Raw genomic sequence first — 11783 nt, forward strand, 5'->3', positions numbered from 1 at the left:
ATACCCAAAATCAAACTGGCTTTGTTCAGGCTGATGCGCCCGGCTCGGCCTCTGCTTCAGCATCAATCTGTGCCCGTTCCATCTTAGAGGTTGCGATTACCTCTGCGAGACGGCGCATACCAACTGCGTTAAAGGCATTGTTTTCATCCAGTGCTTCGAATGGGGTCTGATCCAGCGCGGTCAAGGAAACCGATTCCAGCGAAAGGCCGTTTTTAGTCAAATCTTCAGAGACTGCGTTTTGCACTTCTTGTACGAAATCAGCCCGGTTTTCATGCAATCCATCCATGGTCATCTGCGCGGCAACAGCCCGCAGGCCGTCGATCAGCTTACCTTCGATCATCTCACGCAGCTGTTCCACATCAAACGTGCGGTCCCCAAGGGTCTGTGCTGCGCGCGAAATCCCTTCGACCGAGGCCATCACCGAAACATAGAATTCAACGCCCACATCCACCCGCATCCGGTCCTGGGTGATCAGCGCCGCATCTCCGCTGCGCTGCACTTCCAGACGCAGTGTCTTCATGTTGACTGGGCTGACTTCGTGCAGCAAAGGCACCACGATCGTGCCACCATCCATGATGACCTTTTTGCCACCCGCGCCAGTCTTTACCAGGCTGACTTCACGGGTAGAGCGGCGGTAGAGACGGCCAAGAACCAGGCCAAGAACCAACAAACAGACCAATATGCTGGGTACGGTAACTATCAAAAAATCCATAGGATTTCCTCCATCTATCAAAGACGTATCAAATTTTTCCTTGGTCATGCAAAGCCAGCCAACGGGGCAATGGGCAAGCGCTTAGCCATGACCTTCATTCGGACAGCGGGATCAGAACATAGGTCTTCTGACGCCGGTCCCGGATCACCAGAACCTCGGTTCCCTGGGCTATTTCTTCGCCCTTGGCAAAGGGTTCTGCACGCAGGTAGTGCGCGTTGCCATAGCTATCAATGACGCGCACCTCCGCCGGCCGCCCTTTGGCGGCAGTCCCCTGAGTGACGACACCGCGTCGACGCCCAAGACTGCGCTCCGACACAGCCTCGGTCTCTGTCTGTGGCAGAACCCGTGCAAAAACGATCGCAAAACTGCGGGCAAACCACAGCCCAAAGGCACCCGCAGGCAGCACCGCAAGCCAAGCTGGTGCCGCAGCGGAAAATGTCGCCTTAAGGCCCATTTGCAGACCCACACCCGAAAGGCCAAAAGCAAGCAGAAAAACTGCCAGCCAGATCAGCATCGGGACCTGCCCCAGACCAAGCCAGTTGCTCACCCCTAGCGGAGTTTCCACTGTAGGGCCGACCTCAGCCACATCAAAACCATCGATATCGGTAAGGTCGAGTTCGCCCAGATCCCCAAGATCGCCCATACCATCCAGACTATCCAGACCGTCCGCATCAAGAGAGAAATCTCCCAGATCGGCGCCGTCGAGCCCCTCGGGACCATCAATGCTTGTATCCGCGTCACCGCCCAGAAAGCTTGCCCCGATCAACAATGCCGCCAGTTCCAACCCCGCCAGGCCAAAAAGCAGCGCCAGCGCAAAACTGAAAGGCAGCAGGGCCGGGTCAAACAGAAAGTCAAACATCTACAGGCAAAATCCTCAATTCAGTATACAACGGCATACAGTCAATCTGATAACCCACCCGTGACTTTTCAAGACGCTGGTACAAAAAAATTCCCGTTATAGGTGCGCCAGCGGTAGTGGCAAAGCAAGTCAAAGTGCTTCCAAGATCCAAAAATGTGCGGAATATCCCAGCCGGGGTTTTCGCGCCGCCCCGCTTGGGGTAGACGGGCCTTCGACGTTATACATGGGTGGATGGCATGGCACGCATTCTGATCACTTCGGCAATTCCCTATATCAACGGGATCAAACATCTGGGCAATCTGGTGGGCAGCCAGCTGCCGGCCGATCTCTACGCCCGCTACCAGCGCGGCATCGGCAACGAGGTTCTGTTCCTCTGCGCCACGGATGAACACGGCACCCCGGCCGAACTGGCTGCTGCCAAAGCAGACAAACCAGTGGCTGAATTCTGCGCTGAAATGCACGATGTGCAGGCCGAAATCGCCAAAGGCTTTGCCCTCAGCTTTGACCACTTTGGCCGCTCGTCCAGTCCGCAAAACCACGCGCTGACCCAACATTTTGCCGGCAAGCTGGCCGAAGCCGGTCTGATCCGCGAAGTTGAAGATCGCCAGGTCTACTCCAATGCGGATGGCCGCTTTCTGCCCGACCGCTATGTCGAGGGCACCTGCCCAAACTGCGGCTTTGAGAACGCCCGCGGCGACCAGTGCGAGGAATGTACAAAGCAGCTGGATCCCACCGATCTGATCAACCCCCGCTCGGCGATCTCTGGCTCGACCGATCTGGAAGTGCGCGCGACCAAGCACCTGTTTCTGTGCCAGTCACAGATGAAGGATCAGCTGGAGGCCTGGATCGACAGCAAGGCTGACTGGCCTGTTTTGACCACCTCCATCGCCAAGAAATGGTTGCATGATGGCGACGGCTTGCAGGACCGGGGCATTACCCGGGATCTGGATTGGGGCATCCCGGTCAAAAAGGGCGATGAGGACTGGCCCGGCATGGAAGGCAAGGTCTTCTATGTCTGGTTCGACGCCCCCATCGAATATATCGCCTGTGCGGGTGAATGGGCAGAAGCCAACGGCAAAACCGATGCCGACTGGCAGCGCTGGTGGCGCACCGACAAAGGCGCGGATGACGTGAAATACGTTCAGTTCATGGGCAAGGACAACGTGCCGTTCCATACGCTGTCCTTCCCGGCCACCATTCTCGGCTCGGGCGAGCCGTGGAAACTGGTCGATCACCTGAAAAGCTTCAACTATCTGAACTATGACGGCGGCCAGTTCTCCACCAGCAAGGGTCGTGGGATCTTCATGGACCAGGCCCTGGAAATCCTGCCCGCTGATTACTGGCGCTGGTGGCTGCTCAGCCACGCGCCTGAAAGCTCGGATTCTGAATTCACCTGGGAAAACTTCCAGCAATCCGTGAACAAGGATCTGGCCGATGTTCTGGGCAATTTTGTCAGCCGCATCACCAAATTCTGCCGGTCCAAATTCGGCGAGGAAGTTCCCAGCGCCGGAGAATACGGCGCACAGGAACAGGCTCTCATCGAGGAGCTGAGCAAGCGCATCCGCGCCTACGAGAGCCATATGGAACATATGGAGGTTCGCAAATCAGCACAGGAACTGCGTGCCATCTGGGTCGCGGGCAACGAGTACCTGCAAAGCGCCGCCCCCTGGTCCGTCTTCAAGACCGATCCGGATCAGGCAGCAGCCCAGGTGCGTCTTGGCCTCAATTTGATCCGTCTCTATGCGGTGCTGAGCGCACCCTTCATTCCAAATGCCTCCGACCGGCTGATGGACGCGCTGAACTGCGATGATCGCAGCTGGCCCACAGATGTCGCGGCAGCGCTTTCAGCTTTGCCTGCCGGACATGGCTTTACTGTCCCGGATGTGTTGTTTGCCAAAATCACGGACGAGCAACGCGAGGAATGGCAAGAGCGCTTTGCGGGCACGCGCGACTGACAACGGCCTAGTACAAAGCCGCCAAACGAACGCAGAAGGTTGCAACCAGACGCCAACCCGGAGCGCCTAGTGCGCTCCTAGACCTGCAAAACCCGTCTCGCAAGAGGCGGGTTTTTCCGTTTGGATCCGGCCAGCGCCTCACAATCTGGCAAGTACAGCAGCACCAAAACCAACAAAACGCCTCATTTTTTGCCATTTCGGGAGCGACATCCACAAAGGTGACTTTTTTCTGACTAATTTACTCAGGATGGGTTTCCTGATGAAAAAAATCAGGTATATATCCCCACAGCCAACCTGCTTTCAGGCCAGCCCGATTCACAACACCACAAATAGAAATCGCCACCATGTCGAACGGAAAACCCAGTTCTGCGCCCTACTCCCATCAGCCTGAACCTCAGGATGGTTTGGGAGATCTCTGGGCCTCGGTTTTTGCCCCCAGCGGGTCTCTGTCCGGCTTCTGTCTGGAATGGCTTCTGGACAAGGCGGAATTCAACAATGGGCGACCCTCATGAACCAGATGACATCCGATCCGGTGGCAACCACCGCTACCACAGAAGTTTTCCCAACCTATCATGCCGAAGATCTGACCCGCGGCGGCATCCAGGCCCGTATTTTGTTGAATGGCCAGATCTACAGCCTGCGCATCACCCGCGCTGGCAAGTTGATCCTGACCAAATGACCACTGGGCAGATGAGAGCGGGCATCGGCCCGTCGCGCGGCGGCACCTCCGTCGGCCTGATCAGCGACCTTCCGCCGCTTGAAGCAGCTGCAATCCGTTATCTGCGCTACTGGTTTAGCGGTGCAGGGCCACGCTCCGACCTGCACCAGGCCTTCTGTGCCTCGCTCGGCCCGGATCTGGCCGAAAGCGCCTATGAAAGCTTCGGTGAACTTTGTGATTACTGCGTCCAGCATGGTCGCCGCCCGCTGGTCCGTCATGGCCTGACCTGCTCCTGTCTTGGGGCGGACGAGAACTGCTTTGCCAATCTGGTGGCCGCAGCGGCCCAGGGCGAGATTGCAGATGCCGACTTGCTCGCGTCACTTTTGGTCGTACCACAAAGGGCGCGCACTCTGAGTACGCTCGCAACGCAGTCTGCCCTGTTTATACAACAAATGACCCCGGGCCAGCCGCCACGACGCATCTATCGCCCAGGATCGGCCAGCCTGCATTGATTAAACCGCCCGAACTCATCCCCCATACCCACCTAGTATCACTATCAAGGACTTCACAGATGAAATCTCTGTTTCTCACAGGCACTGCACTGGCAGGTATCGCACTCGGCACGACCCCGGTTTTTGCCGACACCAAGACCGATGTTGTCATCAATTATGCCAATATCGCTCAGGCCAAATATCAGGACAGCCTGACCACCGCAAAAACCTTGCAAGCCGCAGTGAACAGCCTGATCGCCTCCCCCTCGGCCGAAGCGCTGACCGCAGCCCGCGCAGCTTGGCTGGCGGCGCGCGTTCCTTACCAGCAGTCCGAAGTGTTCCGCTTTGGCAATGCCGTGGTTGATGACTGGGAAGGCAAGGTCAACGCCTGGCCGCTGGACGAAGGCCTGATCGACTATGTCGATGCCTCCTATGGCGGCCCCAATGATGAAAACGCCTTGGCGGCGCTCAATGTTGTGGCAAATCCAGCGTTTGAACTGTCTGGCAAAACCATCGACACCAGCACCATCACCCCAGCCTTGCTGGCGGACACCCTGCATGAAGCAGACGGCGTCGAGGCCAATGTCGCCACCGGCTATCACGCCATTGAGTTCCTGCTCTGGGGGCAAGATCTGAACGGGACGGATCACGGCGCCGGTGACCGCGCCTGGACGGATTATGGCCAGGGCGATGTCTGCACCAACGACAATTGCGATCGCCGGGGCGACTACCTGAAAGCCGCAACTGATCTGCTGGTATCGGATCTTGAATGGATGGCTGCGCAATGGTCTGAGGCAGGCGCGGCGCGGACCACGCTATTGGGCGACGTCGACGCCGGTATTTCTGCAATGCTGACCGGCATGGGATCGCTGTCTTATGGTGAACAGGCAGGCGAACGCATGCGTCTGGGCCTAATGCTGAATGACCCTGAAGAAGAGCACGACTGTTTCTCCGACAACACCCACAACAGCCACTACTATGATGGTCTTGGGGTGCAAAACGTTTATCTCGGCGAATACGTCCGGGTAGATGGTGCGCTGGTCTCTGGCGCTTCCCTGTCTGATCTGGTTGCATCTTCGAACCCCGCACTTGATGCCGAAATGCGCAGCAAGCTCTCCACGACCATGCGTGCACTTGGCCGGATCAAGACCACGGCCGAGGCCGGTTTTTCCTATGACCAGATGCTGGAACAGGGGAATGCCGCCGGTGAAGCCCTGGTGATGGGCGGCGTCAACGGTCTGGTTGATCAGACGCAATCCATTGAACGTGTTGTAAAACTGCTCAACCTCGATGGTTTGGAATTTGAGGGCTCCGACAGCCTTGACAATCCATCGGCTGTCTTCGAATAAGAAGCATGCACGTAATAACATAACAGAATCAAAACCAGAGGAGCCTGACTGAAACCAGCAGTCAGGCCCCCTCACCTGAAAGAAGAAGTCCTATGACAATCAAAACAACTGCGGCGCTGGCCCTCAGCGCCCCCGTCTTCCTGTGCGCTAACGCAGCCCTAGCAGAACAAGGTTTCTCCTGGGAAGGCGAAATCGAAATTGGCAACGAGCAGGTTGTCTCTTCGGATGTTGCGGGCAATGAAATTCGCGATACCTATGCCATCATCACCGCCACCGGCACCTATACCTTTGGCAGCGGCATCGAGATCTTTTCGACTCTGACAGCAGAAAGCGTCACCGATGCCACCCTCGATCGCACCTTTGATGACATGGGGATCTATGTCGAAGAACTGGGGCTGAGCTTTGGCCTGGGTGAGGCGACCACCGTCACCATCGGTAAACTGCATCCCGTATTTGGCACAGCCTGGGATGATGCGGCAGGATTCTTTGGTGGCACTCTAGCCGAAGACTATGAGCTGGCAGAGCAGATCGGTGTTCTGGCCGATGTTGAGCTGAACGGCGCAGGCACACTGTCCTTTGGCGTCTTTTATGCCGATGATACCGGGCTCAGCCGCTCTTGGGGCGAAAACCGCGGCCGCAACCGTGCCAGCGCCGGCGGTGCAGGCAACACAGGTGAATTCGACAACTTTGCGATCCAGTGGGCGCATGAAGTCGATGGCACCCGTTTCCACGTCGGTGCCCGCCATCTGAGCGCCAGCGCTGGTGACGTGGATGACGAACAGGGCTTTGTCGCCGGTATCGGGCATTCCTTCCAGGGCGGCTTTGACGTCTTTGCTGAAATCGCCTCCTTCTCCAACTTTGGTGGCGGCGCAGATGATGCCACCTTTGCTACCCTGAACGCGGCCTATGCGATTGGCGAGCTGACCCTGTCAGGCACCCTGGCACAGCGCGATCTGGATACCGGCGGCAAAACCGATCTCTACTCGATCGCGGCTGAGTACGAATTCCAGAACGGCATGACCCTGGGTGGCGCGCTGGCGCTGCAAGACGACAATGGTGTCGAAGACACCATTCTTGGCGTCAACCTTATCATCCCACTGGGTAGCTAACTGGGTATCCAACGGAATGCCCGCCTGACCAGCCATTCGTTCCCTCGGAGCTGGCAAGGTGAGTCGACGGAATCCCGAAGGGGTCGCAGTTTCTGCGGCCCTTTATTTTGTGCAAATAGCCTTACCTGATAAAAACAATCAATTTTTAAAACTTGTAACCCGATTGTTTTTGTCAGATATTGTGGCATGTCGGCGTTGTTCGACATGAAACACCCTAGGGACCACGCGCATGATCATATGTCACTGCACCCAGATCACTGATCACGATATCCACGCGGCAATCGACTGGATGCGAAACGCGGACCCCGAAACCATCATTACTCCGGGCAAGATCTACCACGCCTTGGGCAAAGCGGCGGATTGTGGCGGCTGCATGCCACTGTTCCTCGACACGATGCGTTCCAATGATAAGATGGAGGTTCCGGCACAGTTGCGAAACATGCGCCGCAGAACAACTCAGGAGAGCACCTATGAAGGGCGACCCCAAAGTCATCGACTACCTCAACAAAGCGCTGCGTCATGAACTGACTGCAGTCAGCCAGTACTGGCTCCACTACCGTCTGCAAGACGATTGGGGGCTGGGCAGCATGGCCAAGAAAAGTCGCGAAGAAAGCATCGAAGAGATGCAGCATGCGGACGATCTGATCGAGCGGATCCTGTTTCTGGGCGGCCATCCAAATCTGCAAAAGCTGGACCCGCTGCGCATCGGCCAGACCCCTAAGGAAACTTTGGAATGTGACCTCGCCGCCGAAGAAAGTGCGCGCGCACTCTACAAAGAAGCCCGCGATGTCTGCAACGATGCGGGCGATTACGTGACGATGAAACTGTTCGAGACGTTGATGGCCGATGAAGAAGGGCATATCGACTTCCTCGAAACCCAACTTGACCTCCACGACCGGATTGGTGCCGAAAAATATGCACAACTCAACGCCACCAAGATGGAAGCGGCCGAAGAGTAACCTTTTTCTGGCTGCCGCCTTTGCGGCAGTCACACCCGCAGCGGCACTCGACCTGACCAGCCTGTCGCTTGGTGATCCGCACCTGAACACCCTGCCCCGCAGCACCGCGGAACTAAACCGCATCGCCAAGGTGACCGCGCCGACTAGGGATTTCACCGGGCCCGAAGCCTTTGAGATGAACCCGGCCGGCAGTGCCACCGTGCGCGCCCTTGATGATGAAGAGGCCTTCTCGCAGCACGCAGCCAACCTGTCGTTTGAGCAGGAGCTGGAATTCAAGCTCGGCAATGGGTTGTTCAAAAAGATCTGGGTGTTTTCTCCTGCGTCGACCCGCGCATCAGACGGGCTGGGGCCGCTGTACAACGCCCGCTCCTGCCAGCGCTGCCATATCAAAGATGGCCGGGGCGAGGTACCAGAAGATCCCGACTACCGCTCTGCTTCGATGTTTCTACGCATCTCCATTCCAGCCACTCCACCGCTAAACCTTCAGACCGTCAACGACTATATCGGCACGGCCCCCGATCCCAATTATGGCGGCCAGCTGCAGGACTTTTCGCCGCCGGGACTGACACCGGAATACCGGCTGCACGTCAGCTATACTCCGCGTAAGATCTCGCTTGCCGGTGAGGAAAGCGTCACACTGCGCGTGCCGAGCTATACCGCCGCTGAACTGGGTTATGGGCCCTTGCACCCCGATGCGATGCTGTCACCACGGCTTGCCCCACCGATGATCGGTCTGGGACTGCTGGAGGCGATATCCAGCGCTGACATCCTTGCCAATGTGGACGAAACAGACCGCGACGGTGACGGAATTTCTGGACGCGCCAACCTGACCTGGTCCCGTGAATTCAACCAGATCATGCTGGGCCGTTTTGGCCACAAGGCAGGTATGCCGACACTGCATGAGCAATCTGCTGCGGCTTTTTCCGGCGACATCGGCATTTCAACCCCGCTGTTTCCCGCCGCCGCTGGTGACTGCACCGAGGCCCAGACTGACTGCCTTGCTGCACCACACGGAGACCGCGATACTCGCGGCACTGAGATTGACCAGGCCAATATGGATCTGGTGACCTTTTATGCCCGCAATCTGGCCGTGCCCGCCCGGCGCGACGTCGCAGACCCAGAGGTGCTGCGCGGCAAGGCCGTGTTTTATGACAGTGGCTGCACCAGCTGCCACACACCGAAATTTGTGACCCAGCGCCTGGCAGATCGCCCCGAAAACAGCTTTCAGCTGATCTGGCCCTATAGCGATCTGTTGCTGCACGACATGGGCGCAGGTCTCGCTGACAATCGCCCCGAAGGACGCGCCACCGGGCAGGAATGGCGCACACCGCCGCTCTGGGGGATTGGCCTGACCCAACAGGTAAACCCCCGTGCCACCTATCTGCACGATGGCCGCGCCCGCAGCCTGATCGAGGCGGTGCTTTGGCATGGTGGCGAAGCCCAGGCCGCCCGCGACACAGTCGTCCAGCTCGCCCCTTCTGACCGAAATGCCCTCATTCGTTTTCTGGAAAGCCTTTGACGTGAAAAACTATATTTTGATCCTGACCACCCTCGCCAGCCTGACCGCAGCCCCTTTGCAGGCCAGTATGGTAGACGAGGTTCTCGATGACCAAATCCTGCCCGGCATGCAGACCCTTGCTGAAATGAGCGATGATCTGGCCCAGACAAGCCAAACCGCCTGCCAGGCAGGTGATGCCAGGTTGCAAAACGCCTTTGGCGCCGCCTTTGATGCTTGGATCCGAGTCAGCCATCTGCGGTTTGGCCCGACCGAAACCAACAACCGTGCCTTTGCGCTGTCTTTCTGGCCTGACAGCCGCGGCAAAATCCCCAAAACGCTAGCAGCAACCCTTAGTCGTGAGGACACCTCCCTGCTGCCCCCCGAAGCCTTTGCCCAAACCTCGATCGCCGGACGCGGCTTTTATGCACTGGAATACTTGCTTTTTGATCCGGTGCTGACAGCCGAACCCGAGACCCCGTTCAAATGCCAACTGATACAGGCCGTCTCGCAGGATATCGCACTGACATCCGCCGCGATCCAGGCCGACTGGGAGCAAACCTATGCCAACCAGATGCGTGAGGCGGATGGGCGCTACAGTGACGAGAGCGAGGTCAAACAGGAACTTTTCAAATCCCTGAACACCGGGCTGCAGATGCTGTCTGACATGCGTCTGGGCCGCCCATTGGGCAGTTTTGATGCGCCCCGCCCCAAACGGGCCGAGGCCTGGCGGTCTGGCCGCAGCCAGCACCATATTGTTCTGGCGCTGCAATCCCTGCATCCGCTGGCCGTGGCACTGGCCGATGGGGATCAACCCCTGATCGACGCGCTGGATGCGGCGTTTGAGAAACCAATCACCCGCGCCCTACGCCTTGACGACCCCAGCCTCGCCGGTGTGGCAGATCCCGCCAAACGGTTTCGCATCGAGGCCCTGCAACAAGAGATCCGCGACCTGAAACTGCTTGTCGAAAGCGATCTGGGGCCATCTCTGGGTGTGCAGGCAGGGTTCAACTCACTGGATGGCGATTGAGCCTTTCTGAACCAAGAGTAAGAAAGGCTGGGCACTATGACCTCACGACGTGGATTTCTCGCAGGGCTTCTGGCCAGCGGTCTGGCACCACAGGCCAGCTGGGCGGACCTTGGCGCGCCCGCATTTCTGTCGGCCGCGCGCGCACCGGACGGCCGGTACCTGCTGGCCGGGCTTTCATATCAGGGCGATATCCGCTTCACCTGCCCCCTGCCCGGCCGCGGCCATGCTGCCGCCGCCCACCCCAATCGCCCCGAAGCTATAGCCTTTGCCCGTCGCCCAGGGCGCTTTGCCGAGGTCATAGACTGCCTCAGCGGAGCAACTCTGGCGCAGCTTCAACCACCAGCTAGCCATCACTTCTATGGCCACGGCTGCTTCACCCCTGACGGAAAACGGCTGTTCACCACAGAGAATGATTTTGAAAATTCCCGTGGAGTGATTGGCGTCTGGCAAGTCGGAGCCTCCTACCAACGCATTGGCAGCTTCAGTTCAGGTGGCATTGGCCCCCATGATCTGATGCTGCGCCAGACGGATAGTTCAGTGGCACTGGTCGTTGCCAATGGCGGCATCGAGACACATCCTGACAGTGGTCGCGCCAAACTGAACATCCCCGACATGCGCCCAAATCTAAGCCTGCTATCGCTGGATGGCACCATGCAAGACCAGATGCAGCTGGGCTCCGACCTGCGGATGAACTCAATCCGTCACCTCGCCTTGGCAGCGGATGGAACCATTGGGTTTGCCATGCAATGGCAGGGCGACCAGGGGAGCGATCTGCCCATTGTCGGACTTTACAGCCCCGGCAATGCTCCACGTCTGATGGCACAAGAGGATCCCCGCCTGCGCCATCTGAACGGCTATGGCGGCTCGCTCGCCTTTGCGGATCAAGGTCGGCAGATCGCGGTCACCTCTCCACGCGGTGGCGTGGTGCAGGTGATGAACACCGGCAACGGCACAATTGTGAATGAACACCCCCTGACTGATGTCTGCGGTCTGGCCACAACGGACAAGGGACTGGTTGCCAGCACCGGAACCGGACAGCTGATATCGATCGCTACAGGTCAGGCCCGCCGCCTGCAGAGCCACGGCTTGGCCTGGGATAACCACCTGATACCGCTGATCTAGGCTCTGTCAGGGCTCTGTCAGGGCTCAATCCCACAACACTGGAC

11 protein-coding genes and 1 pseudogene are annotated in these 11783 nt (G+C 58.2%); 10 read left to right on the plus strand and 2 right to left on the minus strand.

Translation table 11 applies throughout. From position 1 onward, the window contains the following. Positions 1 to 49: 49 nt before the first annotated feature. Together PH5382_RS09530 and PH5382_RS09535 are read right to left on the minus strand one after the other, a co-directional pair. Positions 50 to 712, minus strand: a pseudogene (locus tag PH5382_RS09530) (flotillin family protein); the annotation flags it as partial. Between the two features lie 94 nt (positions 713 to 806). Next, on the minus strand, positions 807 to 1571 hold the full coding sequence (locus PH5382_RS09535; RefSeq protein WP_058334147.1) for an OB-fold-containig protein: 765 nt from the start codon (positions 1569 to 1571) through the stop codon (positions 807 to 809). A gap of 236 nt (positions 1572 to 1807) precedes the next feature. Here PH5382_RS09535 and metG point away from each other — a divergent pair, with 236 nt between their 5' ends. From metG to PH5382_RS09575, 10 genes are all read left to right on the plus strand, one after another. Beyond that, positions 1808 to 3526 (plus strand): methionine--tRNA ligase, encoded by a 1719-nt coding sequence (gene metG, locus PH5382_RS09540; RefSeq protein ID WP_058334148.1) that lies wholly within the window; start codon positions 1808 to 1810, stop codon positions 3524 to 3526. A 508-nt stretch (positions 3527 to 4034) separates the two neighbouring features. Further along, positions 4035 to 4205, plus strand: coding sequence for a hemin uptake protein HemP (gene hemP, locus PH5382_RS19445; RefSeq protein ID WP_082645616.1), 171 nt, complete (start codon positions 4035 to 4037; stop codon positions 4203 to 4205). Between the two features lie 11 nt (positions 4206 to 4216). Continuing rightward, on the plus strand, positions 4217 to 4696 hold the full coding sequence (locus tag PH5382_RS09545; RefSeq protein ID WP_058334246.1) for a hypothetical protein: 480 nt from the start codon (positions 4217 to 4219) through the stop codon (positions 4694 to 4696). Between the two features lie 59 nt (positions 4697 to 4755). Next, complete coding sequence (locus tag PH5382_RS09550) at positions 4756 to 6024, plus strand: imelysin family protein (protein WP_058334149.1); 1269 nt, start codon at positions 4756 to 4758, stop codon at positions 6022 to 6024. A gap of 92 nt (positions 6025 to 6116) precedes the next feature. Continuing rightward, positions 6117 to 7133 (plus strand): porin, encoded by a 1017-nt coding sequence (locus PH5382_RS09555; RefSeq protein WP_058334150.1) that lies wholly within the window; start codon positions 6117 to 6119, stop codon positions 7131 to 7133. A gap of 229 nt (positions 7134 to 7362) precedes the next feature. Continuing rightward, positions 7363 to 7656 carry a (2Fe-2S)-binding protein gene (locus PH5382_RS19450; RefSeq protein WP_082645617.1) on the plus strand — a complete coding sequence of 98 codons (294 nt, stop codon included), beginning with the start codon at positions 7363 to 7365 and terminating at the stop codon, positions 7654 to 7656. Then, complete coding sequence (bfr, locus tag PH5382_RS09560) at positions 7604 to 8092, plus strand: bacterioferritin (RefSeq protein WP_058334151.1); 489 nt, start codon at positions 7604 to 7606, stop codon at positions 8090 to 8092. The genes PH5382_RS19450 and bfr overlap by 53 nt, the downstream gene beginning before the upstream one ends. Then, a complete protein-coding gene (locus tag PH5382_RS09565) occupies positions 8049 to 9611 on the plus strand; it encodes a di-heme oxidoreductase family protein (RefSeq protein ID WP_058334152.1) in 1563 nt (520 codons plus the stop codon). Before bfr ends, PH5382_RS09565 begins: the two co-directional genes overlap by 44 nt. Before the next feature lies 1 nt (position 9612). Further along, positions 9613 to 10617, plus strand: a complete 1005-nt coding sequence (locus tag PH5382_RS09570) for an imelysin family protein (RefSeq protein WP_231751839.1) — start codon at positions 9613 to 9615, stop codon at positions 10615 to 10617. A gap of 36 nt (positions 10618 to 10653) precedes the next feature. Continuing rightward, positions 10654 to 11739 carry a DUF1513 domain-containing protein gene (locus PH5382_RS09575; RefSeq protein ID WP_058334153.1) on the plus strand — a complete coding sequence of 362 codons (1086 nt, stop codon included), beginning with the start codon at positions 10654 to 10656 and terminating at the stop codon, positions 11737 to 11739. Positions 11740 to 11783: the final 44 nt, after the last annotated feature.

Source organism: Phaeobacter sp. CECT 5382, from assembly GCF_001457775.1.
Taxonomy (GTDB): domain Bacteria; phylum Pseudomonadota; class Alphaproteobacteria; order Rhodobacterales; family Rhodobacteraceae; genus Pseudophaeobacter.